This window comes from Pseudomonas sp. LBUM1661, assembly GCF_059695925.1.
Genome location: NZ_CP166794.1, coordinates 753,458 through 777,777, shown reverse-complemented (window position 1 = coordinate 777,777; position 24,320 = coordinate 753,458). Strand labels below are relative to the sequence as shown.

General features: G+C 51.8%; 24 protein-coding genes and 2 pseudogenes. 13 read left to right on the top strand and 13 right to left on the bottom strand.

The annotated features are described in order from the left end of the window. The first annotated feature begins 142 nt into the window (after positions 1-142). Positions 143-1,312, top strand: a complete 1,170-nt coding sequence (locus ACA057_RS03510; RefSeq protein WP_497345981.1) for a site-specific integrase — start codon at positions 143-145, stop codon at positions 1,310-1,312. 35 nt (positions 1,313-1,347) lie between these two features. On the opposite strand, the gene ACA057_RS03505 is transcribed toward ACA057_RS03510, so the two are convergent. Beyond that, the gene (locus tag ACA057_RS03505; RefSeq protein ID WP_497345979.1) at positions 1,348-2,253 is read right to left on the bottom strand and encodes a DUF808 domain-containing protein; all 906 of its coding nucleotides are present in this window, start codon (positions 2,251-2,253) and stop codon (positions 1,348-1,350) included. 359 nt (positions 2,254-2,612) lie between these two features. Here ACA057_RS03505 and ACA057_RS03500 point away from each other — a divergent pair, with 359 nt between their 5' ends. Both ACA057_RS03500 and ACA057_RS03495 read left to right on the top strand, forming a co-directional pair. Then, positions 2,613-4,331 (top strand): ATP-dependent nuclease, encoded by a 1,719-nt coding sequence (locus ACA057_RS03500; protein WP_497345977.1) that lies wholly within the window; start codon positions 2,613-2,615, stop codon positions 4,329-4,331. Positions 4,332-4,333: 2 nt separating this feature from the next. Further along, positions 4,334-5,962 (top strand): UvrD-helicase domain-containing protein, encoded by a 1,629-nt coding sequence (locus ACA057_RS03495; protein ID WP_497345975.1) that lies wholly within the window; start codon positions 4,334-4,336, stop codon positions 5,960-5,962. 104 nt (positions 5,963-6,066) lie between these two features. Here the strand turns inward: ACA057_RS03495 and ACA057_RS03490 are convergent, their stop codons facing one another. Together ACA057_RS03490 and ACA057_RS03485 are read right to left on the bottom strand one after the other, a co-directional pair. Further along, positions 6,067-7,272, bottom strand: coding sequence for a hypothetical protein (locus ACA057_RS03490; RefSeq protein WP_497345973.1), 1,206 nt, complete (start codon positions 7,270-7,272; stop codon positions 6,067-6,069). A 108-nt stretch (positions 7,273-7,380) separates the two neighbouring features. After that, entirely contained in the window at positions 7,381-7,650 is a 270-nt protein-coding gene (locus ACA057_RS03485; RefSeq protein ID WP_497345971.1) for a helix-turn-helix domain-containing protein, read from the bottom strand. An 85-nt stretch (positions 7,651-7,735) separates the two neighbouring features. Between ACA057_RS03485 and ACA057_RS03480 the strand changes: the two genes are divergently transcribed. From ACA057_RS03480 to ACA057_RS03470, 3 genes are read left to right on the top strand one after another with little or no spacing between them, the layout of a single operon-like run. Beyond that, on the top strand, positions 7,736-8,191 hold the full coding sequence (locus ACA057_RS03480; protein ID WP_497345969.1) for a hypothetical protein: 456 nt from the start codon (positions 7,736-7,738) through the stop codon (positions 8,189-8,191). Between the two features lie 15 nt (positions 8,192-8,206). Beyond that, the gene (locus tag ACA057_RS03475) at positions 8,207-8,809 is read left to right on the top strand and encodes an MbcA/ParS/Xre antitoxin family protein (RefSeq protein WP_497345967.1); all 603 of its coding nucleotides are present in this window, start codon (positions 8,207-8,209) and stop codon (positions 8,807-8,809) included. Positions 8,810-8,840: 31 nt separating this feature from the next. Next, entirely contained in the window at positions 8,841-9,332 is a 492-nt protein-coding gene (locus ACA057_RS03470; protein WP_497345965.1) for a hypothetical protein, read from the top strand. Between the two features lie 1,098 nt (positions 9,333-10,430). Here ACA057_RS03470 and ACA057_RS03465 read toward each other — a convergent pair. Both ACA057_RS03465 and ACA057_RS03460 read right to left on the bottom strand, forming a co-directional pair. Then, on the bottom strand, positions 10,431-10,805 hold the full coding sequence (locus ACA057_RS03465; protein WP_497345963.1) for a histone-like nucleoid-structuring protein, MvaT/MvaU family: 375 nt from the start codon (positions 10,803-10,805) through the stop codon (positions 10,431-10,433). A 413-nt stretch (positions 10,806-11,218) separates the two neighbouring features. Next, the gene (locus tag ACA057_RS03460) at positions 11,219-11,536 is read right to left on the bottom strand and encodes a hypothetical protein (RefSeq protein ID WP_497345961.1); all 318 of its coding nucleotides are present in this window, start codon (positions 11,534-11,536) and stop codon (positions 11,219-11,221) included. Between the two features lie 258 nt (positions 11,537-11,794). On the opposite strand from ACA057_RS03460, the gene ACA057_RS03455 reads away from it, so the two are divergent. Then, positions 11,795-12,592 carry a TIGR02391 family protein gene (locus tag ACA057_RS03455; protein WP_497345959.1) on the top strand — a complete coding sequence of 266 codons (798 nt, stop codon included), beginning with the start codon at positions 11,795-11,797 and terminating at the stop codon, positions 12,590-12,592. 59 nt (positions 12,593-12,651) lie between these two features. Here ACA057_RS03455 and ACA057_RS03450 read toward each other — a convergent pair whose 3' ends face one another. Then, positions 12,652-13,293: a DUF1109 domain-containing protein gene (locus tag ACA057_RS03450; protein ID WP_497345957.1), complete on the bottom strand. Its 642-nt coding sequence runs from the start codon at positions 13,291-13,293 to the stop codon at positions 12,652-12,654. Beyond that, the gene (locus ACA057_RS03445) at positions 13,290-13,862 is read right to left on the bottom strand and encodes a sigma-70 family RNA polymerase sigma factor (RefSeq protein WP_497345955.1); all 573 of its coding nucleotides are present in this window, start codon (positions 13,860-13,862) and stop codon (positions 13,290-13,292) included. The genes ACA057_RS03450 and ACA057_RS03445 overlap by 4 nt, the downstream gene beginning before the upstream one ends. A 75-nt stretch (positions 13,863-13,937) precedes the next feature. Between ACA057_RS03445 and ACA057_RS03440 the strand changes: the two genes are divergently transcribed. From ACA057_RS03440 to ACA057_RS03415, 6 genes are all read left to right on the top strand, one after another. Further along, entirely contained in the window at positions 13,938-14,075 is a 138-nt protein-coding gene (locus tag ACA057_RS03440) for a hypothetical protein (protein ID WP_161599957.1), read from the top strand. Positions 14,076-14,111: 36 nt separating this feature from the next. After that, complete coding sequence (locus ACA057_RS03435; protein WP_010461569.1) at positions 14,112-14,384, top strand: BufA1 family periplasmic bufferin-type metallophore; 273 nt, start codon at positions 14,112-14,114, stop codon at positions 14,382-14,384. Between the two features lie 28 nt (positions 14,385-14,412). After that, positions 14,413-15,267, top strand: a complete 855-nt coding sequence (gene bufB, locus ACA057_RS03430; RefSeq protein WP_497345953.1) for an MNIO family bufferin maturase — start codon at positions 14,413-14,415, stop codon at positions 15,265-15,267. Continuing rightward, complete coding sequence (locus ACA057_RS03425) at positions 15,264-16,031, top strand: HvfC/BufC family peptide modification chaperone (RefSeq protein ID WP_497345951.1); 768 nt, start codon at positions 15,264-15,266, stop codon at positions 16,029-16,031. Before bufB ends, ACA057_RS03425 begins: the two co-directional genes overlap by 4 nt. A 20-nt stretch (positions 16,032-16,051) precedes the next feature. After that, on the top strand, positions 16,052-16,525 hold the full coding sequence (locus ACA057_RS03420; protein WP_347802133.1) for a DoxX family protein: 474 nt from the start codon (positions 16,052-16,054) through the stop codon (positions 16,523-16,525). 232 nt (positions 16,526-16,757) lie between these two features. Further along, entirely contained in the window at positions 16,758-17,504 is a 747-nt protein-coding gene (locus ACA057_RS03415) for a YkgJ family cysteine cluster protein (RefSeq protein WP_497345948.1), read from the top strand. 1,383 nt (positions 17,505-18,887) lie between these two features. Here the strand turns inward: ACA057_RS03415 and ACA057_RS03410 are convergent. From ACA057_RS03410 to ACA057_RS03385, 6 genes and pseudogenes are all read right to left on the bottom strand, one after another. Next, entirely contained in the window at positions 18,888-19,136 is a 249-nt protein-coding gene (locus ACA057_RS03410; RefSeq protein WP_497345946.1) for a hypothetical protein, read from the bottom strand. Positions 19,137-19,490: 354 nt separating this feature from the next. Continuing rightward, positions 19,491-20,441, bottom strand: a complete 951-nt coding sequence (locus tag ACA057_RS03405; RefSeq protein ID WP_497345944.1) for a DMT family transporter — start codon at positions 20,439-20,441, stop codon at positions 19,491-19,493. Beyond that, a complete protein-coding gene (locus ACA057_RS03400) occupies positions 20,438-21,010 on the bottom strand; it encodes a TetR/AcrR family transcriptional regulator (protein WP_497345942.1) in 573 nt (190 codons plus the stop codon). The genes ACA057_RS03405 and ACA057_RS03400 overlap by 4 nt, the downstream gene beginning before the upstream one ends. Positions 21,011-21,197: 187 nt before the next feature. Continuing rightward, a pseudogene (locus ACA057_RS03395) lies at positions 21,198-21,530 on the bottom strand (IS66 family transposase); the annotation flags it as partial. A 144-nt stretch (positions 21,531-21,674) separates the two neighbouring features. Further along, positions 21,675-21,920, bottom strand: a pseudogene (locus tag ACA057_RS03390) (transposase); the annotation flags it as partial. Between the two features lie 396 nt (positions 21,921-22,316). Further along, a complete protein-coding gene (locus ACA057_RS03385) occupies positions 22,317-23,771 on the bottom strand; it encodes a TrkH family potassium uptake protein (protein ID WP_497345940.1) in 1,455 nt (484 codons plus the stop codon). Positions 23,772-24,320: the final 549 nt, after the last annotated feature.

The following is a 24,320-nucleotide window of genomic DNA, read 5'->3' as shown; positions in this document are numbered from 1 at the left end:
CACCTTAGTAAACTATTGGCTTACTGACTCGGCAACACGAACTACGGGCAAAACATTAAAACAATATTGTGTCGGCATGACCCCTTATGTGCGTTACTGCTATGATAAAGGGATATCTCTCGTCGACTTCAACGACGAGCACATGAATGAACTTTCATTCACGCTCGCAGCTGAAAAATTAGAAAACGGCAGCTTGAAGAAACAAAACGATTATGTAAATTCTATCCTCAGCAATATTATCGTTTTCCTTTCATGGATTCAACTTCATGGCAACCCGACCAATCACAGCAATCTGGTAGGGTTTAAAGCTGGCTCGCCGAATATATGCGTAGTCGAAAAAAAGAATAAGCATGGAAAGACATACTTGCATCACGACTCATTCTTAACGGCCAACTCTCCACTCCATAAAAAAGAAGCAATACCTCGAAAATCTATTCAAGCTATTGAAGATCAGACCTTCCTAGAAAGCGACCCAGAGTTGTATCCCAGCATTTACAAACATCGATATAATAACTCGGACAAAAAAACGTTAATCCAACAAGCTTATTTGTATCAAAGGCGCGTCATGACCCTGTGGGCCTTTAAGCGTCTCGGGCTTAGACCATCCGAACTTGCCGAGATGCCACTGGATGACAACCTGAATGTGGTCAACTCATTAATTCTTTATATACCGACAAAAAAGCTACGTACAGATTCGGTAGTATTACGGCCATTCAAGACTACAAATGATGGTGCCTTGACCGTCAAATATTATCTCGATGCACGAGAAAACTTTATTACTGAATACGGAGCAGCTACGAACAAACCGATCTCATCAACGTCTTTTTTCCTGACAGAAACCGGCCTTCCCCTCAGCGCAGATTCAATGGCTAAAGACTTTGGCCGGGTGGCGAAACGAGCTGGACTAACAGATGTAAGGGTATGCTTCTCCATGTTTCGCCACCGTTTCATAACCCTTGAAATCCTACAACATCTCAAGAAGTTATTCGGAAGCAACCGCCCAACCATGGATATGCTCACGGTGCCGGTAGTTAAAAGCATAGAGAATAGGATTAGAAAAAAAACCGGACACAAATTAGGCGATTCAATCTGGCACTACTTTGATGATGTGTTTGAAGCCATAGATTTCTGGAAATCTGTGGACAGGGCCTTCGCTAATATGCAGCAAATAGGTGACGCGGAAGATAAGCTTCAAAGATTGAAATATGATCAAAGGAAGGCTTACGGGAATCAAGCGCTACGCAGTAAAGAGCTTACTGACATTGAGAAGGACATGGCCGCCATCCGGGCGAAGATGAATATCTTCGATTGAACGTCCTCTCACCTCTGAGTCTTTGCATGTAAGTGCTATGCGTCTTCGTTGGTGGACGATCTCGCGTACTTGATACCGTTTACCGTACAAGACACCGCAGCACCCACTGCTAAGCCCATAACGGCTTGGGCGATGTATCCGTGCAGGTACGACTTCACATCGGCGTTCAAAAACCAATCTGGCAAGGAAAGAGCTGCTTCACTGATAAAGGAGCCCCCAACAAAGAACATCGCTATTGTTCCTATCCATGACAGCAACTTCATTAGCTTCGGTGCGACAGCAATAAGCCCTCCCCCTACGCTTCGTACCGCTTGCGCGAAGACGCCATGGGTGGTGACTTTCTTCATGCGCAACCCCAAGTCATCGATCCGCACAATGCCGGCGACCAGGCCGTACACACCAAACGTGACCAATAGGGCGATCAGGCTCAGCGTAGCGACTTGCTGAAGGAAAGGCGCTTCAGATACAACATTCAACGTGATGACTACGATTTCAGCGCTCAACACGAAATCCGTGGTGATAGCGCCTTTGATCTTCTTAGCTTCATACCTCTTCGCCTCTTCTTCGCTGAGCACCTTCACCTTGCGCGCACCATCCCCTTTGTCTTTGGGGGTGAGCTTCTCAATCAAAGACTCGATGCCCTCATAGCAGAGGTATATGCCACCGACGACCAGAAGCCCGTGCACGATCACTGGGGAGATGTAATTTAACCCAAGCGCCAGGGGGACCAGGATGGCCTTGTTTACCAGCGAGCCCTTGCAGACGGCCCACACTACAGGCAGTTCGCGATCAGCCTTAAGCTCAACCACCTTCTCCGCATTCACTGCCAAGTCATCGGTGAGGACGCTCGCCGTCTTCTTTGCCGCCACCTTGCTCATCACGGAGATGTCGTCCAGCAGCGTTGCTATGTCGTCGAATAATGCAAAAAAACTGCTCGCCATCAGTTAACTCCTTGGGCCCACACCCTAGACATCGGTGACGTCTGGACGTTCTCATCAGCTTGCAGTGGTGCACGTAGGGCTAGATGTGCAGTTGCGGCTCGGCTCTCAGTGGCGTTCGTAAAAATTCGCGGACCAATATCTTACGAACAACTGCTTTTGCGCTATTCATAGTGGGGACCCGCAATCCAAATTGCCAGGCGAAAAATGAATTGGGCTTTTTAGTGTGCGTGGTTGGTTACTGTGCCGTACGTGGTCTAGCATGGCGCTACTAATTGCCCAGAATTACGGATATCCGAGTTTCAGGACTCCATCGTTGAAAGGGCCTACAACAACAAAGGCGCGCAGGCTCCACTACGATTATGAAAATTGACTTCGTCGAACTGAAAAAGTACAGAAACTTCGCAGACGCGCACATAAATTTTGCCAAGAACAGTCTGGTGATCGGAAGCAACGACGTAGGCAAAACAAACATGATTCATGCGTTGCGGCTCTTACTGGACAAGAGCCTATCGGACGCAGATATCGAACCTTCGACACGCGATTTCCATTGCGCCCAGGATGGCACTCAGGCCGACTCCTTTTCCATTCGTATTGCATTCTCTGAAGTGACCCAGGACGCTGTACTTTCCCAGCTAAAGGGCCTTGTCAGCGCTAGTGGCCACTTTTTCCTTGAATTTCGCGCCTACAGTGCGGATCACAGCTACGAAATCGCTGCCGGGCATGACCTCGCCAAGATGGAGGTTATTCCTAGCCGCTATTATCTGAAGTATCTGCACCTCAAGTACATCCATTCCCAGCGGGATTTGCTGCGATATATCCGCTCGGAAAAACAGCACCTACTGCGTCTCGCGCAGGCTGCGCGCAACCAGACTCAGACTGACGCGGACGCTACGCAACTGGTGGCGCTCAGCGAGCTGCTGGAATCCGTGAATAAGGGTGTGAAGAACCTGCACTACGTTGCGGAAGCGACCAAAGATCTGAACGACGAATTGAAGGCGCTCTCCCACCATCACGCTGGTTACAACGTGTCTCTAGATACCGGTGCGATCGGCATTGAGCAGTTCATCGAACAGCTAGAGCTGGGCGCAAGCACCAACGGCTCGCGCGTGATGCTCGGGGGCGATGGTCGTAACAATCAGATCCTCCTGGCCTTGTGGAAGGCCAAGAGCGTGCTGGAGTACGATCAGCACAGCGAGGTGGTGATCTACTGCGTCGAGGAGCCCGAGGCGCACCTGCACCCACACCAGCAACGCAAGCTTGCGAGCTATCTCATCAGCGCGCTGCCTGGCCAGACAATTGTCACTTCGCATTCTCCACAGATCGCTGCAAGCTACCGACCCGACTCGATTGTGCGCCTCCTGCGTGACAACGGCGCCTCCCGCGCGGCAAATCAGGGATGCTCCAATTGCATTGACAGTGCATGGACGGGGCTAGGCTACCGAATGAGCATTCTTCCAGCGGAAGCATTTTTTGCCTCGGCGGTCATGCTGGTCGAAGGGCCATCGGAAATGCTTTTTTACAACGCCCTAGCACGAGCGCACAGCATCGATCTTGATCAGAGCAACGTGTCCCTGCTTTCTGTTGATGGCGTGTCGTTCGAGGTTTACAGGCGCGTGTTGAATGCGCTGGAAATTCCATGGTCCATGCGGACCGACAACGACATCTCGAATATCTCGCTTGGCCCCCAAGGGGCGCAAGTGACTTGGCGCCAAGTGGCGGGCATCAATCGCGCTCTGGCGATGGCTGGCTTACCTCCCCAGCCACATCGCCCAGCGCCTTACGATCAAGCCGCCTCTTTGGCAGATGGCAACTGGCACGCGGTGAGTGCTGCCGCAGCCCCTTCAGGGATCTTTCTCTCGCGGATCGATCTAGAGCACGACATAGCAACCGAACTCCCGACGCTACTAACTGGGTTTAAAGGCCATCAGTTGGCTGAAGCTATCACTTACCTACAAGGCAAAAAAGCCATCCGCATGCAGCAGTTCATTGAGCACTGCGGTGCTCTGCTCCGTGCCCCAGAAGATAGCCATCTGTTAAAACCGCTCATTCATTGTATTAACGCAGCTGCGCAGGCCTAGAAATGACTATTTTTACGCCTAGCTTGGAACAAACCCAAGCCATTCAATGCGAGGGCGACATTGTTATCGTCGCCCGCCCCGGAAGCGGAAAAACCAGCGTCCTGTCATGCAAGGTCCGAAGTTTGGTGTCCGAACTGCGCCCCTATCAGGGCATCATCGCCATTTCCTTCACGAACAAAGCGAGCGATGAGTTGGAACGCCGATGCAAGGCAGACGCCTTCGACGTTAAAAGCTCTTTCTTCGGAACGATCGACGATTTTTGCCTACGCGAAATCGTTTTTCCGTTCGCGCGACAGTTGATGCCTATGGCCGCTGAATTGGAAACGGTCAAGGTTGGAGAGCTACCTGAATCGGTGAGGCGCATGCTGCCGGCAACACCAATTCAGAACGGGTCCGTTGCAAACACGGCCGAGTTTCTACAGTTCATGCATGCAGCACTTGCACAGGGATTTGTCCCCTTGGAGGCCGTGGGTATGCTTGCAAGCTACGTGATCGATCAGTCCCCTGCTTGCCGGAAATACCTCACGGCGCGGTATCGCGGCGTGTTTATCGATGAGTACCAAGATAGCGGCTATTTTCAGCACCACCTCTTTTTGAAGCTCAAGGCTCTGGGGTTGACCGCCGTTGCGGTCGGCGACGGCGACCAGTCTATTTATGTTTTCGCTCACAAGGATCCGCGTTACCTGCTAGCACTTACGACTCCGGGCAGCGGCTTTGCTTCCTTCGCCATCACCATCAACTTTCGCAGTCATCCGTCAATTAGCGACTTTGCACTTCGCCTGCTCAATCCAAATCACCAGATCGCGCCCACGAACGATTCGCGGGTGTTTATCAAGACGATCGATGGGAACCAGCGTGCGATGGGCGCTTGGTTGGAGACAGCTATTCCTAATTTCATGCGTCACTTTCAAGTGGAGTCGGGCGGAAGGGTCGCCGTTTTGTGCCGACATCAGCACTCAGCTAAATTGATTGCTGACCACTTGAATGTTGCCCACCATCTTGTAGAGGAGTTCCCCTTCGAAGCCACACCGTCGGCCGAGGCAAGCATTTACTCGGATCTACTGAGATTGCGCTACGACCAACAGTTGACCGCCGAAACACTGATTGAGCGAGCCGGTGGAGTCAAGTTTGCCCCTCAAGAGCGACGTGCGCTCCGCCGGGCAATTCTAAGTTGCCGGTCTTGCGTAGAGGGCGACCTGGTGACGACCGTACTCGACGCGGCCATACATTTAACGGGACGGCAGTCCTCGCCAGCGGGCACAATGGAACTTAGGGCTATCTGCGCGAATGCCGACAAGCTTCGCAGGTTTCAAAGCCCGAGTCGCGATGCCGTTCAGATCATGACATTGCACAAGGCGAAAGGGCTGGAATTCGACATCGTTTTCCATGCCGATCTTTACGATCACGTAATCCCGACTCGTCTTTACCCTCCGAATACGTATGGTCAGATTATCTTTGCGAATGAAATTCAGTGCCTAAACCTGCATTACGTGGGTATTACGCGGGCAATTAAAGCTTGTGTGTTAATGACGTCGACCACTCGCATCAATGGACAAGGGGAGATTAAAAACGGTGCTCCATCACAGTTCATTGGGAGGAACGGGACTAGCGCAATATCCATTCCCTGGTAACGCCAATGATGGAGTATCCAGTACGCTGTTGAGGAGCCGAAGGTGCTTGATTGGACCCAGGGACGCTTTCGGTCACGCAGCCGTATTCATTCATCAAACACAAATCATTCGTCTTCAAATAGTTTTATCCCGAGAAAGTCAAGAATTTGGGTCGTTAAATCATGCCATAAGGTATAAGCAACATCTGACGCTGATACCTTGCGCTTACGACTCATTATCCCATCTACCGAAATCCATGCTGAGAAATCACTAGTTGGAGCGGACTCTTTCGCATCTAATAGTTCTAACTTTATGCGTTGGTAAGCCAGGCTTTCGACATCAAACCTCAATTGCGCATAGTATCTTTGGCCTAGTTTGGCGTCGTCAAAAATATTGGTAACTTTGATTATCAAATCATGCTTAATGCGCGAGGAAAGGTCAAGAAACGCTGCTCGCCTGTCAAGCTTATCAAGTTCATCCATAACTTTATCGTGCTCTGAGACAGCTTCTTTCAGATACTCCCAGTCAAGATCGCATTTTCGGGCCGTAAAAGTGAGACCATCATAAATTTGACGACTGGCTCTGAACTCCTGAAGCTTTTCCAGTTCTTGCAAAGCAGCTCGCGGATCGGTCGTTTTGAGAATATTATCTATCGCGACTAGCGCTTCCTCCATATCATACAACAATGGACGCAGGCTTTCCCTCGAATCATAAAAGGCCTCAGAAATGTCTGCCTGAGTATTAGGAATTGGCAAAGTATATGCAAAGTCGATATCGCTTCGCTCAATTTTTCGATACGGAATATTGACGCGATCAAGAAATCTTAATGACTCCAAAGATGAGCGATCCGCCAACTCATGCTGAATTTTGTCCAACGCTTGTCGCCGATTTAAAACTTTAAATTTCTCATTGAATGCCTTCTTGCCTGCAATGTAACGTTCTGGGTCACCCTTAGCTCTGTCCAAAGTCGCCACTATCTCAGCGGAGGACAACAAATACATTTCTGATTGGTCCTCCTGCCCTACATGCAATACAGCGAAGAAACCTTTAAGCGGCCGACCTTTATCATCAACCACGTACCGACATGGAATGTACTGAGTCGTAGTCTGGTCTTGGTAGTACTTGGCTTGCACTATCCCAACCCGAGGAGGTGCAGAATCGGTAAAGCGAGTAGAGAGTGAGCGCAACTGAATCAGAAAGTCGGCACCATCAATGTCAACGGATCGCTCCAACACCCAAAAACGATCAAGAAGGAATGCCTTTGTGCGAGCTTCTCCGGAGGCCCCATGCTCCATTATTTTGAGCCAGACAGGTTCGTTCGCTTGGGTCAATTACTACGTCCTCTTTACTTAAGCTGCGATTATTACGGCCCAGTTCAGGCCTTAACGCAAACCGACTTTTAACTATGGAATCACCTCAATTCAGCCAACGGTAGACACTCACCGAGCTTTCAGTTCATCCAGTTCTTTCCTCACCATACGCAGGAGGACCTCAGGATCTGCCTGACTGCCGTAGGCTAACGTGAAGAGCGTCAAAGGATGAACATTCAGCAAATCGGCCAATTCTTCAACACGCGCCCAAGAGGGTGCTTTTGCCCCACTTTCAAGCCTGCTGATGTTGGACTGTGCGAGACCAAGCGCATCCTGAGGCAATTCACGAGCAACACGCACTGCCTGCAACGCTCGACCAAAGGTATGTTTCTGCTTCATTTTTTCCCTTGGCAAATAACAGCCATAGGGCCACAATGCCGCAGAACGAGCCATGCCCCATAGGGCATATTTTCTGGAATATTATATGTTTGAGACCTTTCGGGAATCGCGTATTCCCTCTCCTCCCTTTTTTGATGGAAACACCATCGAGTGGGATATGGTGATGCTGTCCTTGAATTTGCCTTGGTTCCATGTGTCCTGGGGATTTCGGTCCTCTGCCGAACCTAGTAAAGCTAGAGTCGAATTTAGATTTATCTCATCCATTTCGTTGCTGAAAAAACACCTCGAAGAGAACGACCCTGAATATTTCATCGAGGACATTCAGCTGGTTTCCCCAGGGTGGCTAAATCAATCAACACACACGCAAATGCAACCGCTCCTGAGGCTAATCTCTTATGAAGAGTCTTGTGGATCCGGTTTAAACAAGACTGAATTCGCCTATGAAGTTAAAGGCGGGATTCGCTATCCAGTGGGACTCCAATGGGAAAAATTATTATCTGTTAAATCTGTTTTTGAGCAAGCACAGTTGCAAACATTCTGAAGGAAGCCCCAAAAAATGGACTCACAACTTGATAAAGCTCTATGCGCAAGGTACCCATCCTTGCTTCGCAACCACATGGATAACAGCGATCATTTTTTGTTTGAGTGCGGCGATGGATGGTTTGAGATAATTAGTGCGACGCTCAACGTGATTAACAGAGTTTCAACCACAAACTACTTGGAGGTTTCTGTAGTGCAGGTTAAAGAAAAATTTGGCTTGCTCCGCATCTACTGTGCTCACGGCAACGACTATACAACTGCGGCAACTGGTATCGCCGAACTAATTTCAGAGCTAACATGTGAAGTATGCGGAAAAGCGGGAGCGCTCCTAACCATCAAAGGCTGGAATCAAGTTCGATGTGACGCTCACAAACTGACAACTGCTGCTGACTTAAGCAATCCAACCATGGTTACTGATGATTACTCCCCCATCTTGGCAGAGGCAATTGAGTCCGTATTGGGACTTTTCGGCTCCAATCCCCATTGGGCTCTGGAATGGCTCAAAAAACCGCTGATGATACTTGGTTACAAAAAGCCATACGAAATCATGCAAACGAGCGAGGGCTGTTCAGCCGTCATAAGCCTCATCGGCAAAGTAGAACATGGCCTTACCCCATAACTTCGCGAACTGCCGTTTAACAAGGTTAAATATGAATAAAATTTTAGTTATGGCTAACACTCCGCAATTATTGAGCCACCTCCGAAAAGAACTGCAATATGAGTTCAGCCTTGGCAAAGCCCCATTCCACGAAGTGCGGAATCTCGTATCATCTCCGAGACTCTTTGAGCATTACGTTAGAAGGGCACCCATCAAATTATTAGCTAAAGCTGGCAGTACTTATCTTGATGAGCACACTATGCTGACAGACAGACATCAAAAAACTTATGCTGCCTCCATTGAAAAATGGAGGGAAATCGAAAAGACTGTCGAAATTATTTCTGATTTCGAGCCTACAGACAAAACAGTTTCCAACATACAAATTTGGCCGTATGAACCTGCATCGTTAGACAAAGAACAATTTTGTATCGCTGTCGCACTAAGCTTTACCCGCGCTGAGCTTTTATATGAATATCGCACGTGCGGCGCACTGGATACATTATTGGAGCCATACGGTTTTATTGTAGATGAGCCTCTCTATTAACCCTTTAAACCACGGGCTAAAGTTGGGGCACCAGAAGTAAACGATAATCAGCAAATATTGCGGATGAACCACCTATGAGGCAGCGCTAAGTTCACTTTCACCCGTACCGCCAGCAATCGCGAGAACACACTTAAAAATGAGGACTTCGGCAGCTCACGGATGCACACTGGGAAATGGTAGTGACCAGGAAGCACGTAACCACCAACGATGCATTTGCATCAGGTTGATCCCCATGAAAGGACTATGCTGATAGAACGCTGCCCGGCGCCTGCTGATGCATGGTGGAAATATTGCATTAATGACGGTGGGCGTTCCTAAGCATGGTTGTAACCGCTACGCGTGGCCAGGTTTTCTGAGCATCGCGGCCGTGGCGTCGTCCATTTTTAGTCTTACGCGTTGATTTCGGAGGAATAGATGTCGCGAGAAAAGCCGCAGGCTATATCCGAAGAAAAGCCATTGCCTAAGCAGCCATCCTGCGTAGTGGAACGGCCTCTTCCAACCGTCGAGCGACCTAGCTCGAAGCTATCACTGGATGATCTTCTACGGGAAACTCCTGCAAACAATCGAGACGCTCATTGGGAACAAATGCAATCGGTGGGGCTGGAACTCTAATGAGTCGATGAACCAAGCCGTATTTTACCTTCCAATACCCGACCACATAGCTTGCCCGTAGCAGCCGCATCGTTATGGTAGCTTATTCAAAAGTGAATCTAATCCAGCACGTCCCTTGCCAGGTTGGCGCTCAGCCATGGTAGGAGTTGAGCAACGCAAAGCTGCAAGCAGTGATGAACTGCTCAGAGTTAACGGGCCAGTGTCGAGAAAAAGCTCTCTCCAGCCCCCTCTATAATCGCTCTATAATCGCTCTATAATCGCTCTATAATCGCTCTATAATCGCTCTATATTCGCTCTATATTCGCTCTATAGTTCCCTATAAACCCTGTTGGTAGGAGGCCGTGGACCCTGCTTGCATGGCTATCCATACCTGAACGTCCGAGCACAACAAAGGTGGAGCGGCGGGACGGGTGCGAACGGTCGAAACCAGCCCGGTTTCGACTGAGAAAAAAGGCCCCGTAGGACCTTCAAGACTTGTCGTAGTTTTTACTTTTTGAGCCACGACTCGACGGTCGCAGACCCATGCTCAGATTTCCACTGCTTCAAAATCTTGTGATTACCACCTTTTGTTTCAACGCGCTCACCCGTTTTTGGATGTTCATAGATTTTCACCTCGCGCGCTCTCCGAGTCCCAGCTTTCGGCGCATCAGCGGCAGCGCCAGCCCCCCGACGTAAGCTTTTTGGGTCCAAAAGGTTAACGACGTCCTTGAGACTGAAGCCATATTTCGCAAGTAAGTCGCGAAGCTTCGTTTCAAATTCAATTTCTTTTTTCAGCCCGGCGTCGCCCTTCAGTGCTTCAAGGGCCTCTAACTGCTCGGCCAAATGTTTTTCTAACTGACGATATTCTGAAAGCTTGGACATGTAATGCTCCTCAGGTCGAATGGTCACTGCTAGTCAAGTTTGCTTTCGCGCAACGTGAAAGCTGCTCCAGCCAAATGGTAAAGGTAATCTAGCAGGTCTTGCGCGGCTCATTACTGCATCTATCCTGAGCACCGCCCGATACCGGAGACTGCGTTCTGAACAAACAAAGGCAAAATGGAAACCCGCAAGTCGTTTTCAGTTGATGTTATCTAAATGACTGCGGCGAGATTGGAAAATTCCCATCCGACCTTTCTATGGAAGCCAACCGCTTGAATGGTTTCGGCCATTGCCCTGACGATATACAGCTTTTCCACTACCTTGCTTGGTACTCAACAGTGCATCAATAATGTTTCGACGGGCCTTGTCGCAGCTGCTGGTTGAAACGAGAATTGAAGGCGATGCGAGCAAAGTAGTTAAACAGATTCAATCGAAACCAGTTCGAAGTACTTAAACTTGCGTTTCTTCGCCTCCGCCCTCGCTTGCTGTTCGGCAATAAGGGTACTGAGCGTACTCGCCTCATAGACGAGCGTCTCGGCTTTGCCCTCAAATTCCGCCGTTACACGAAGCGTCACCTTCAATTTCGGAGAGCGAGAAGTCGAAGCCGGCCGGGCTTTCGATACGTGCTGCTGATCAGACGTAACCCTCAGATCCTGGGCTTCTGGTGCAGCCTCATTGTTCGCAGTACCGAAAAGCGCATGACGCATTTCTTCTTCACTCAAATTATCTTTCATGCAGGTGTCTCGCTTGCTTTGGCTGGATGACCAGTACTAAGTGGTGAAAACTCAGGACCATACCGCTGCCTACAGAAGCGGCAGCCCAATTGATCGGACTTGTTCGACGCATTCTAACTGAACCACTGAGGCGACTTGATGGAGGGCTAAAAGTCACAACGCAAGAAACGCTAGGAGATACTCTCTTTTGCTAGGCTTCGTTTCACAGGCACGGTGCCCGTGTGGCCCGTTCATATTTTGGCATCACGGATGAAAAAAATGGCCCTATTCTCCCAAGATCAACTCGAAGCGATCGCAAATGCCTTAGGCGACACAGAAACGGGCCTCACTGGTCCGGAAATAGAGCTTTTCCTTGTTTCAGCCAGGATGAACGATCCAGGAAAAATCACAAAACGCATTAGGATTTATAACGCATTTGTCGAAAGCCAAAATGCAAAACGTAACCGTACTCACGTGTTGGAATTTATTCGCCTCGCCATGAAACCAGCCCGATATAACCGATCGCCTGAACGCTTCGAGCCCATGCGCGCACTCGTCAACCAAGCGCTCGCATTTGCTTCACTGATGGTCGATCAAGCGGGTAATCTGACTTCAGCAGAGGCAGTGCAGACTCTGCCAGAGGCCCAGCGCAGAGCGCGCGATCTACGTGCAGATCTCGAAAGTCGAGGAGTGCATCCAGACGTTCTGAGGTTTTGTCGCTCGGAACTGTTAGCAGACAACTACTTCCACGCTGTTCAGGAAGCCGTGAAAAGCGTTGCAGCAAAGATGAGAGAACGTACAGGCCTGACGGATGATGGAGCCCCGTTGGTGGACCGAGTGCTAGGGGGCGATCCGCCACTTTTAGCCATCAATCCACGCTCCACAGTTAGTGAGAAAAGCGAGCAGAGCGGCTTCGCAAATTTGGTTCGAGGTACTTTTGGCATGTTTCGAAACCCTGTTGCTCACGAGGCTCGAATACACTGGAATATGACGAAAGACGACGCAGAAGATTTGCTGACAATCGTATCTCTAATTCATCGGCGTCTGGATAAAGCCTTTATGCCGCCTAGGCTGTGAATTGACCATGCATAGAGTCAGTGGTGGAGTCGCTGTATAACCAGCGATTTTCAACCCCACTACCATTGAAGCCAGCGCGGTCCGAGCAGCGCACCGATAACGGTTGGTATCAACATGCCAAGCAAGTACCAGACGCCCCAGAACGGGACTTCCATTTCAGGGCAATGCAGGCAATAGGCAATGGTAGCCATCGCCCCTGAAAGCAGTCCGCCGCAGGCGCCGGCCAGTCTCAGGCGAGTGGGTGCCAACCCGCGCAGCGCCCAAAAGACCGCAAAGAACCCCGGAATCGAAAGCAAGGTGATGTTCAGCGTACACACGCGCCAGGTTTTACCGAAGATCATCGAAGCACGCACGTCCGGGGCTGCTGTCATCAGGACATAGAGGGCGCCGGCCCACACCGCTGCAACCGCAGTAATGACCAGCAGTTGTCCGGCGCCTGGCGTAAGTCCGGGCCTCGCCAGGCGCACAACCTGGCTCAACGCGCCGACCATCAGGCACAGGGGTAAGGCAATCTTTGCCCAGAAAATCGGAGTTGCCGCCACTTCGGCCAGATCCGGACGTGCGCCAAACATGACCATCACCAGCAAGAAGGCCGTTATCAGACCGACCAGCACCGCGACGCCGAAACGCTTGGCGAGCGCATGCCGGTCGACCGGTGTAACACCGGTCGCCAGCATGGAAATAAGATCGTCAGTTTTCATCGTGTACCTCTAATCCTGTCGGCCAACGCCTTAAGCCCGCGATGGATGCCAATCTTTACCGCTGACTCCGAAAGCCCGGTCATTTGCGCGGACTCGGCGACCGATAAGCCTTCAAGCTTCACCTGCTGGATCGGCAAGCGCTGCCGCTCAGGCAGTTGCTCAAGTAACTTGCCGAGATCGCGATGGGCCTGCTCCGGCTCCAGATGAGGCTCGGCAAACAGCTCCGCCACATCGTCGAGCGAGTCATTGAGCACTTCATTGCGCGACCTGCCACGAAAAAAATCCGTGAGTTTGTAGCGGGTAATGGCAAACACCCAGGCCGTCAGCGGTTGGTCCGCACGGTACGTTTGTCGACCGTTATGGACGGCCAGCAAAACCTCTTGCAGCAAATCCTCGACTTCACCCGGTTGCCGCTGAAGTCGGGTTCGAACAAAGCCGCGTATATGACCACTCAGCTCCTTGAGGAAAGTGCCATAAGCCCGCTCGTCTCCACCCAGGCCCGCGAGGAACAAAGTCTGAAGATGAATTTCCCGGCTGCGCAATGCGTCGTTATGTGTAGTTCGTTCCATCGTCCACTCTGGTTACACGAGGATGAAAATATTCTGTACTTGCATAACGCCAGCGCCAATAACGGGCGATGGATCATGCTTGCCGCCAAAGGCATAAGGCAACAAGCAGATTCATTTTGCGGTTCTAAAAAATATTTTGCGATGGCTGTAACCGGATTTGAAAACTCAGCGAACTACCTTTCGGATCTGAAGCACAGCGCACTCCTGCACTGATGCGACGACCCTCCCTCATGATCCCGGAGAATAACCATGAACAATCTGAAGCTTGCTGCCATCGCCGTTGCCTTTTCCTCCTTTGCTGCCGGCGCCATTGCCGCCGAGACCCCAGCCGCCGCAGGCGCCATGGAAAAATGCTACGGCGTCGCCATGGCCGGTCACAACGATTGCAAGGCCGGTGCAGGTACCACATGCGCAGGTACGGCAAAAATGGATTACCAGCCGAATGCCTGGAAAAACGTTCCCGCTGGCACTTGCACCACCATCAAGACACCAAAAGGCACCGGCACCCTCACACCAATGTAACGTCAACGCCACGGGGCACGTACTTATCATGAACAAGGCATTCCAGATCGGGGCCGGACTTGGCCTCAAACCGAACCATTACCAAGATGCCCACGACTGCACGGTCGAAGGTCTCTGGTTCGAAGTTCATCCGGAAAACTACATGGTTGGTGGCGGCCCCCGTCTGGCATGGCTGGAGGCCATTGGCGAGCGGCACCCATTGTCGTTGCACGGGGTGTCACTTTCGCTGGCGGCCGATTGCCCGCCGGACCCGGAGCACTTGAAGCGCCTGAAACAGCTCGCTGATCGCGTTCAACCGGCACTGATTTCCGAGCACCTGGCATGGTCAGCCTGGCGCGACCAATACCACCCCGACCTGTTGCCTTTTCCCCGAACAAATGAAGCGTTACAACGTATAGCAAGCAATATCCAGCGCACACAAGACGCCCTCGGACGTCGCATTGCCATCGAAAACCCGACCCATTATTTGCACCTGGACGGGCATGACTACAGCGAACTGGAATTTCTCACCGAATTGAGCACGGTGACTGGCTGCGGCTTGTTGCTGGACGTCAACAACGTGCACATCAGTGCGCACAACCTGGGTTTTAACGCCGCCGATTATCTGGATGCCTTTGCGGCCGACGCCATCATGGAGATTCATCTGGCGGGGTTCACCAAGGATCCGGGTGAATCCTCGTTACTGATCGACAGCCATGATGCCCCTGTCGCCGAAGATGTCTGGTCGCTCTACCAGCGGCTGATCGAGCGGATCGGCCAGCGTCCGACACTGATCGAACGCGACGACCATATCCCCGCTTTCGACGTTTTACTGGCCGAGCGCAACCGAGCGCAGACGTTATTGAACCTTGGGCAAAATCAGCGAATGAAGGTGGCGATATGAAGCCCTCTCTCGCAAGCTTTCAGGATGCCTTCGTCGATGCGTTATACGGCACTGGATCATCCACGATGGATTCGCTGACCCAACAACCAGGCTTTGCGGTCTATCGCAATACCGTACTCAAAGGCACGACGGATGCGTTGCTAGCCAACTTCCCTACCGTAGAGCGCCTGGTGGGCACTGACTGGCTTAAAAGCGCCGCCGCCATACATGCCCGGCTTTCACCGCCAACAGATGCACGTTTACTGAATTACGGAGCAGGCTTCCCCGACTTTCTCGACAAATTCGAGCACGCGCAAGACATGCCGTATCTGGGCGACGTCGCCCGTCTGGACCTGCTCTGGACACAGGTTCATTGCGCCGCTGATGAGCCTGGTCTTGGGCTGAACGACTTGGCGCAGATTCCCGCTACGGAATTGGGCAACTTGCGGCTTAAACCACGGGACACCGCCCGTTGGGTCTGGTTGCCGGACTGTCCCGCCTACACGATCTGGTGCGTCAATCGTGAACAACGGGAAATGCCTGAAAAACTCGAATGGCAAGGTGAAGGTGCACTACTGACACGCAAGGCCGGCCGCGTGTATTGGCAAGCTGCCAGCGCCGCAGACTGTGCCTTTCTCGACGCCTGCGCGGCTCACCTGCCCCTCGATGTCGCCGCCGACTGGGCCATTGATGTCGAGTCTGACCTGAATCTGGAAAACCTCATTATTCGCCTTGTGAGTGCTGACGCGTTTGTAACGGCGGAACTCCTGACAACTAGTTACTGAAGCCATCAACGGAGCACAGCATGGATACCATCAACACCCGCTCACCTGCCGCCGACAATTCCCTGCGTGGCCTCTGGAATCGCTTTGCAACCCGTTTGGGCAATCTGATCAGCGATTCGTTTCTGGTGTTGGTGGCGCGCATCGCCATCGCCGCCATTTTCTTCATGTCCGGGCGCACTAAAGTCAGCGACGTTCTGACGATTACGCCGAGTACCTACGAACTGTTCCGTACGGAATACGCCTTGCCTGTGATCTCTCCAGAACTGGCAGCACACCTTTCGACCTACAGCGAGCACCTATTTCCACTGCTGTTGGTCCTCGGGCTGTTCACCCGTCTATCCGCCTTGGCGTTGCTGGGTATGACCTTTGTCATTGAGGTTTTCGTTTACCCCGATGCCTGGCCGACGCACCTGTCTTGGGCGGGATTGCTGCTAATCATCATCGCACGTGGTGCAGGAGCACTTTCGCTGGATCGCAGACTGGGCATCCGGTGATCCATTCACGTATGGGGAACTCTCTAGCAGGAGTTTGCGAGTAGTTATCGCCCACATCAGCGTGAAGTTCGCCGTCATTCCAAGAGCACGCCTTTGTACTGGTTAACAATCCTGAGGCTGCCTCATGTGGGCAAGCGCAGGGCACGCACGCGCATTGCGTAGGCAATACGCAACTAAATAAGCGAATACAGCCGATCTATCTTCAACCAATTTCTACATACCGGTGAAAAATATGCAAAGCAACATCGTACGATTCTCCTGTGTAGGCTGCGGTATTTGCTGCAAGGGCCGACTGATACCGCTGACATTGGCTGAGGCACAACAATGGTTAAACCGCGGTCACGACATCGCGGTGATTCTTGAGGCCTTTGATGAATCAAGTTGGCCTCATTCATCAGCGGAGTTTGCCCACGCCAAAGGCCGATCTGTAAGTGTAAATTGTGGTAAGACCCAGATACAGGTCATCGCTGTGTTTGCCGGCAAAGCACTTGAGCAATGCCCTAATCTCAGAGCTGACAATCTTTGCGGCATCTACGAAGAACGCCCCCTGGTTTGCCGCATTTATCCGATGGAAATCAACCCATTCATCGCGTTACGTCAAGATAACAAAGCGTGCCCGCCACAGGCGTGGGAGAGCGACGACATTCTCTGCACAGATGGGCGTACAGATCCGGCTCTGGAAGCACTCGTCAATCAATCTCGACAAGCAGACAGAGCCGATGCATCAAGCAAAATCGCCATCTGCGCGCAACTGGGCCTGAATGTGGCGAGTTGGAAAGACAACGCGCTGGCCGTTTACTTTCCACCACGAGAAAAACTGCTCGAAGCGATACACCGCGTCAAAAGTACTCTTGAGGAAGATCCAAGCTGCGAGTGGCAGGTGCGGGTCGATGATTTATCGCTGCGCGAGCGATTGACCGCATCGGACGTGTCTCTGGCTGCCAACGAGTCCGCCGAGTACATCTTTCATGTTTTATGAACCGCCTTTAACGCAGAGTTCGCTCATCAATACCGAACTACTGTGCGTACTCGCGCGTTTATTTTTCACGCAATATGACCAAGAGGCCACACGGGTTGATTGCAGTCCTCCGGACGGGCAGCTGTAGCTTCACAGAATAGTTGATCATTTTCACAAGTAGTTGAGCAGACGCCCCCTGACAGGAAAGCGACAAAAAGGCCAATTCTCCGAATTGGCCGAAAGCAGACCTCCGCCATGGATTAGCCATCGCGAAACTCGCGCGACTAGCTTCAGCAAATTCTCCAGCAACTCTTTAAGCTCAGCGCGATACTCATCATTTTCACGGTACGTGTAGCAATGGAAGATCTGCTCAGCCGTCATCAGTGGCCAGCGTTGTCGCAGACCTACACCCTTCCCCATCAGGCAAGATCGATCAGAACCAGCTAGCCCTTTGGAACTGACGCTGTGGGTCGAGGAGCGCGGCTCAGATGAGGTTGGAGGCAATGTGCGCAGTGCGCTGGCAACGATCAGCAAGAACGAAGAGTTCATTAACATGACGTTAGCGGTACTCATGACATCTGAATGACTTCTATTGAAATACAGCAATCGGCCAATTTCAGCTATTGCTGACCGGCAGCTATGGGCCTGTACGCCGGTCGCCAAGCGAGCGATGCAACCCTTAGAGTTTCAGGTCGGGATTACTGTCAGGGCGATACACCATCTTGCAGGGCAAGGCACCCACCCGTCGACTCCAATTGAGAAAGGTTTGATGTACTAGCTATATGCCGCTAAAACTTAAGCGAGGATAAAAATATAGGTGATGACATGGTATCGAGATTTGTTGTCGTTCCGGCGATACCTACCGAGACTGGATCGGTACGTGATGGTGCTCGCTTCTACTCCAGCATGGCGCCTTGTGGCTACAGCATCTACGACAACAAGGAAAAGTGTCGTCTTCACCTGTCATTTCCGACGCGAGATGAAGCGGAGGCTGCGTGCGAATTGAAAAACTCAGAGCAACTATTCAGCTCAATGTCCTGACTGCGACCACCGTGGGACCTCCATAGCACTGCGCACAAACTCTAGAATTTCGACCAGAATCTGCCAATCGATCCAGTAAGGGTGTAAAGATCTGAGTGGTGACCTATGACGGCAAACGAGGATTTGATTGATTGGAATGGCCGCTGGCATATCACTAACGGCGTCGTGTCATGCCGCACGTGCCAAGCACAGCAGAAAGAGATTGATCGTAGTGCAGCGTTTGTACATTCCTCAGGCTGTGGTTATGCAGGACAACTACGGAACCCATGGGATGACTTGGACACCATCTGCAAAAAGTTCGGTCACCGGAGATAGGTAGCTTTAAGTGTTCGTCTTAGACATCTTTGACTAATAGAAGACTTCTCAGTCCGCCGACGGTCCATAGCTACCTGCGGCTCGCCCATCCAGCATAGGCATCGGATCAATTTTGGGGGAGTTAAGAAAAGTAGCCCACGCCTCATACGCCAGCTTCTGGCGATAGGTAGCTTCATTCCACAAGGTCCCCTCCAACTGTCGTGCCGATACGAGCATCATAAGATTGGTGGTGGCTGCATCAAGCTCAAGCAAAAGCTCGTGGGACTGGAAGCGATAGTCGTCTAGGTTGTTCATCATCGAGGTACACCAGTCATGGCTCTGAATTACGAGCTGTTGTTCCGATATAGGTTCAGTGTGACATCAGTTTCATCATCGCATTGATCCGCAAGACAACCGGCTTCATCTTAGGCAAGCTAGAAGGTCAGGTAAACACTTTCCCCCCACTCAAAGCGAGGCAGCATTGCGCAAGGGCTGAGCGACGGCTTTGGCTCGGATTGCGTCCACGCACTGTGACTGATCGTAACCGTCCGCCCAACACACCTTCCCGACCCCAGCACTTAGGGCAATGATGCCAAATCAATCCAAAGTGGACACCTGAAATGGACTCACCCATACCGGCACAGTCGCATTAGTTTCAACTAGGGGTAGTTATTACACTAAGCCGATGTGTGTTGCCCTGCGGTAAAAGGCGTGAATAGCCCACACCACCCCAACAAAAAGCAATGCTGTCCCAAGCGCTTCCATAGGAGAGGGCCAGCGATGGTTGATGAGCAGGCCCATCGCAGTCGCATAAATGGTTCCGCTGGCGATCAATTGCCCGCTTAGCGCCAGAGGTAGGCGCCGAGTTGCGATTGACCATGCCCAGGCACCTGCAAGGGTGGCCCCTAACCCCTGAATCAACCCACAGACTATTAGCGCCTGAGTACCTGCTAACCCGCTCGGATGGCTGGCGAAGTGGGACAGTTTCAAGTACAGCCCAACTGGGATGAAGGCCAGCATTTCGACGCTGCACATGAAGATCAGCATGGCTGACCACAATATGGGCGACATGCTTGGGCGTCGAGCCAAAGCACTTTCATTTATTAGGCCAAAACCAGTCCAAAATCCGATTGCCATCAACGATGCTAGTAGTCCAAACACTATCGAGGTTGTCGGGGACACCACCGTCGCGTTACTTAAATCAAACACGCTAAAGTTGACCAAACTTATGCCTAAAGCCGCCACCAGCAGCGGCCCAGAAATGGCGCGCCAAGGCACGCTGGAGCTTCTAATGTTGCCGGCAATCGCTAGCACGATAGGTACGGACCCCATCATAACCGGAGGGATCACCGGCCCAGCAGCCAAGACCGCAGTGGTTATCAGGAAGAAGTAGCCGATGTACCCTAAGAAGCCCAGTAGCGCAGCGCATGCCCAATCGCTCAACCGCAATTGCCGCACTTCGCTACGGTAAACAAAAAGCACTAGCAGGCTACCCAAACCGGCAAAGGCATAGCTCACCACAGCCAGGTCAAAAAGGCTGTAATCGCCGACTAGTCCTGGAAAGATGTAGAGCAGTGACCAGGAAAAAGTGGCGGCAATGGCCGCTAACAAGCCTAGGGTCATACGCTCTGCTCCTGCTGGCCCTGATTCTGGATCCAGCAATGAGCTAGTTGCCGCGCAGTGTCGAATACCCGAACTTCCTTGCCCATGGCGCCGCTGACAAAACTGCCCTCCAGCAAGATAAACAGCCCCTCAGCAACTACGTCAGGGTCGCTTACTCCGGCGCTCATTGCCAATGCAGTAAGATTTTCGCGTATCCCTTGCTTATGCCTGCTGACTGCCAAATGCACAGGATGGCTAAACTGGGGAAACTCAGCCGCACTGTTGACGAACAGGCACCCGCGCCCGCTATCTTGCAAAAGAAAGCGTTGATACAAATCGAAAAAAGCGAGCATGCCACTGACCGGGTCAGGATGCCCTGCCAAGGTGCGCGCTACCTCTTCACGCCAGCGTCGGTCACGCTCCTCAAGGCAAGCCACTATCAGCGCATCCTTGGAGGCGAAATGGCTGTAGAGCGTCATCTTGGTAACACCCGCCATCGCGGCGATGGCCATCACACCAGTAATGTATATACCTTGTGACAGAAACAGCTTCAGCGCTGAATCAATCAAGCGCTCACGTGTGTTGTCCATGTTGCGGCACTCCGGCATAGCGACGGAGATGACTATACTGACCGGTAAGATTCAGGTGCATCCAGATACGACCTGAATCATGGCCGTTACGACACAGATCGCAGCATGCCAACGCAGCAGTAAATCTTAGGACATGGCCAATCAGGATGTTCGCTACGGTAGCTAAGTGTCCCCGAAATCTACGTGCTTAAACTGATGGCCATTTATGTGGCAGCAGCTCGGTAATATCACTCGCCCGCTGCGTCGGTAGTCGAGTGAGAACATTCATCAGGTGGGGATATGGATAATGTCCATTAAGTTGCGCCGACTGGATCAAACTCATAATCGCAGCCGCCCTTTTTCCGCTGCGTAGCGATCCGGCAAACAACTAATTAGAACCCCCAAGGACCCACGGCCGGATCTGGTTCTCGACCTGGTAGTTGTCGATGGGCACAGCCCCATCGTCCAGGTAGCGCGTCAGCGCTATCCAGCGTTTAAGGCTGTAATCCAAGGCTTTGGCTGTCACTGATTCATTTGGCACCAGATCCCGCTGGGCTTACATCCGGGCATACGATGTTTTGATTATCGGTACTGCCTTTTCCTGCCGTATTCGCCAGCAATCCTCATCGATCATGCCTCGCGCTTGGCGCTCAACTTCGTACAAGCCGCCAATTGAGTGCAGCGCCTGTTCAGCCAGCCGCCGCTCGGAGCGAATACCGTAGCAATAGCCTACGATCAGCATGCGGATCATCAGCTCAGGGTCAATCGACGGACGCCCAATCGGGCTCGAAAAATCGGCGAGGTAATGGCGCAAGTCGCTCAGATCAAGACATTGATCAATGCCGCGCAGAAGGTGATTGGCTGGGATGTGATCTTCAAGGTTGAACGAGTAAAACAGTCGGTCCTGCCCACTCGATAACTGTCCCATCATTTGCGTGCTTCCTTGCTGGCCAATGTAGAGATTTTGCCGCAGGCCAGAGAGGGGAGCTACTTTTTCAACAGAATCGACCAATAGCTGCCCGTCAGAACCGGCGAAGCGGGGGCGATTCAGTATTTGCCGACAGGCTAACGAATATCCAGACGACAAAAAGCCCGCGTATGGCGGGCTTTTTGTCGAAGGGGAACCAAATCCTTTGGTCTTGGCCCAGTATTGCGCAGCAATACACAATGTATCAAGGCAAACCAATTGGAAGATTAAAAGATTTGGATAGCTGGACTAAGTTGAGCTTCTCGCTAACGCACCCGATGAAATTGTCACAACTGGTATTGCGAATCCGGACGCTAGGACGTGGTAAACGGGCTTCCTGGCGAGTCAAAGGCGAAGCGATCAATATCTCCAGAACACAGGTGTCAAAATCACCAGCACCGTCAGAATTTCCAACCGCCCAAGCAGCATGCCGACGGTCAGCAGCCACTTAGCAGCGTCAGGCAACGAAGCAAAATTGCCCGCAGGCCCAATGACCGTGCCAAGCCCCGGCCCAACATTGCATACTGCGGTGGCGGCCCCACTCAAGGCAGTCGTCCAATCCAGTCCAATCAACGCTAACCCCAAAGCGATCACAGCAATAGTAATTGTGAAGAAAAACGAGAAGGTCAACAGCGAACGCAAGACGTCCTCATCGATGGAATGGCCGTTGTACTTTTTCTGGATCACCGCACGGGGATGAATCAGTTGTTTCAAGCCACTCAGGAGCAGCGCAGCGGCAACCTGAAAGCGGAAAATTTTAAGGCCACCGGCGGTTGAGCCGGAGCATCCCCCGACGAAGGTCAGGTAGAAAAACAACAACACGGAAAAACTGCCCCACAATGTGTAGTCACCTACCGCGATGCCGGTAGTCGTAACGACCGAGGTCACATTGACAGCCACGATGCGAAAGGCATCCCACCAGGTGTAATCACTGTGGAAACACAACCAGGTTCCCACTACCAACCAGGTAACGATCAGGAACCCAACAAACCCGCGCACCTGATGATCGTTCAGTAACACACGCCGATGGCCGCGCAATGTTGCGACGTACAAGGTAAAGGGCAGGCTACCCAGAATCATGATGACCACCGCTACCCAGTGAATCGCTGGCTGCGTCCAATGCCCAAGCGAGGCGTCCGAAGTGGAAAATCCGCCAGTAGAGATCAAAGACATTGCGTGGTTGACCGCTTCAAACGGCGTCATCCCAGCGATCCAGAGTGCCAGAGCCCCGGTGCCAGTAAGTCCCAGATAGAGAAAGAGGATGTACTTGGCTGCCACATGAGAACGCGGTGTCACTTTCTCCGACCAGTCTGAGGACTCTGTCTGGAAAAGACGCATGCCACCCACTCGCAACAGTGGAAGGATCGCCACCGCCATGCCGATGAAGCCTATACCCCCCAGCCAGTGCAGCATCGAGCGCCAGATCAACAATCCCGGTGAAGCGGTATCCAAACCACTCAGGACAGTTGAGCCCGTGGTTGTGATGCCGGACATCGTTTCGAAGAAAGCGTCGGTGTAACTGATGTGACTGATAAACACCATTGGCAACGCAGCGAAGGTACAGACCACCACCCAACTGCCAGTCGTCAAAAGGTACATATCCCTCGGACGGAGCTGGCCAGTATCAGGGCGCCCACGCACGATCAAAAGAAGGCCGCAGATGAAGGTAACCAAACTCGACCAGAGAAAGGCCGACAGATCGTCGCTACGCTCATAGGCCACCAGCGTAATCATGGGAATAGCCATGCTTACGGCCAGCGTGATTAGAAAAATGCCTAGGATGAAGCCGATGAGCCGCATTGCCGCGATGGACATAGAAATAGCCTGCCAGATTTAAGCTGCGAAGCCTTTCAATCAGGCCTTCAGAGCGCTACCGACCATCCAACTCATAGCCAACGAGTGGAGAGTATCTGCAACGTTATTGAGTAATGTTTCCTACAAATAAAAAACCCGGCACAGGGCCGGGCTTGCCTGTACTCCCCTACTACACAGTTCCCAAATGAGAGGGATGGAGAACCGACTGAGGAGCACAGGTCGCCGATATTGCCAAAGCACGTTTAGCAAAGCAATCCATCTATGAAAAATGCTCCGACAGCTAACTGTCGCTACACCACTGCGATGAGCAGACTAAAAAACCGCTAATTCATTGCGCCGACAAATCCCAGCTCCAATTGAAATTGTAGGTTTAGAGGGGATCGCGGGTTGGGAAGAATTTCAAGCAGATTCCCCCGAGCTTTGTAGACTGATCATTTTTTCCAAAAATGGGGAACTACCCCCATTGGTTGGGGAAGACCCACCAATATATAGGAATATGCCCCATCATGTTCTGTAAGCGCGCAGAAACACTCTGAAACAACTTACTAA

Bases quoted from the DNA above. Each gene is read 5' to 3' on its own strand.
- ACA057_RS03510 (WP_497345981.1), top strand. From the start codon at position 143: ATGAATGAACTTTCATTCACGCTCGCAGCTGAAAAATTAGAAAACGGC.
- ACA057_RS03505 (WP_497345979.1), bottom strand. From the start codon at position 2,253: ATGGCGAGCAGTTTTTTTGCATTATTCGACGACATAGCAACGCTGCTG.
- ACA057_RS03500 (WP_497345977.1), top strand. From the start codon at position 2,613: ATGAAAATTGACTTCGTCGAACTGAAAAAGTACAGAAACTTCGCAGAC.
- ACA057_RS03495 (WP_497345975.1), top strand. From the start codon at position 4,334: ATGACTATTTTTACGCCTAGCTTGGAACAAACCCAAGCCATTCAATGC.
- ACA057_RS03485 (WP_497345971.1), bottom strand. From the start codon at position 7,650: ATGAAGCAGAAACATACCTTTGGTCGAGCGTTGCAGGCAGTGCGTGTT.
- ACA057_RS03480 (WP_497345969.1), top strand. From the start codon at position 7,736: ATGTTTGAGACCTTTCGGGAATCGCGTATTCCCTCTCCTCCCTTTTTT.
- ACA057_RS03475 (WP_497345967.1), top strand. From the start codon at position 8,207: ATGGACTCACAACTTGATAAAGCTCTATGCGCAAGGTACCCATCCTTG.
- ACA057_RS03470 (WP_497345965.1), top strand. From the start codon at position 8,841: ATGAATAAAATTTTAGTTATGGCTAACACTCCGCAATTATTGAGCCAC.
- ACA057_RS03465 (WP_497345963.1), bottom strand. From the start codon at position 10,805: ATGTCCAAGCTTTCAGAATATCGTCAGTTAGAAAAACATTTGGCCGAG.
- ACA057_RS03460 (WP_497345961.1), bottom strand. From the start codon at position 11,536: ATGAAAGATAATTTGAGTGAAGAAGAAATGCGTCATGCGCTTTTCGGT.
- ACA057_RS03455 (WP_497345959.1), top strand. From the start codon at position 11,795: ATGGCCCTATTCTCCCAAGATCAACTCGAAGCGATCGCAAATGCCTTA.
- ACA057_RS03450 (WP_497345957.1), bottom strand. From the start codon at position 13,293: ATGAAAACTGACGATCTTATTTCCATGCTGGCGACCGGTGTTACACCG.
- ACA057_RS03445 (WP_497345955.1), bottom strand. From the start codon at position 13,862: ATGGAACGAACTACACATAACGACGCATTGCGCAGCCGGGAAATTCAT.
- ACA057_RS03440 (WP_161599957.1), top strand. From the start codon at position 13,938: ATGCTTGCCGCCAAAGGCATAAGGCAACAAGCAGATTCATTTTGCGGT.
- ACA057_RS03435 (WP_010461569.1), top strand. From the start codon at position 14,112: ATGAACAATCTGAAGCTTGCTGCCATCGCCGTTGCCTTTTCCTCCTTT.
- bufB (WP_497345953.1), top strand. From the start codon at position 14,413: ATGAACAAGGCATTCCAGATCGGGGCCGGACTTGGCCTCAAACCGAAC.
- ACA057_RS03425 (WP_497345951.1), top strand. From the start codon at position 15,264: ATGAAGCCCTCTCTCGCAAGCTTTCAGGATGCCTTCGTCGATGCGTTA.
- ACA057_RS03420 (WP_347802133.1), top strand. From the start codon at position 16,052: ATGGATACCATCAACACCCGCTCACCTGCCGCCGACAATTCCCTGCGT.
- ACA057_RS03415 (WP_497345948.1), top strand. From the start codon at position 16,758: ATGCAAAGCAACATCGTACGATTCTCCTGTGTAGGCTGCGGTATTTGC.
- ACA057_RS03410 (WP_497345946.1), bottom strand. From the start codon at position 19,136: ATGATGAACAACCTAGACGACTATCGCTTCCAGTCCCACGAGCTTTTG.
- ACA057_RS03405 (WP_497345944.1), bottom strand. From the start codon at position 20,441: ATGACCCTAGGCTTGTTAGCGGCCATTGCCGCCACTTTTTCCTGGTCA.
- ACA057_RS03400 (WP_497345942.1), bottom strand. From the start codon at position 21,010: ATGGACAACACACGTGAGCGCTTGATTGATTCAGCGCTGAAGCTGTTT.
- ACA057_RS03385 (WP_497345940.1), bottom strand. From the start codon at position 23,771: ATGTCCATCGCGGCAATGCGGCTCATCGGCTTCATCCTAGGCATTTTT.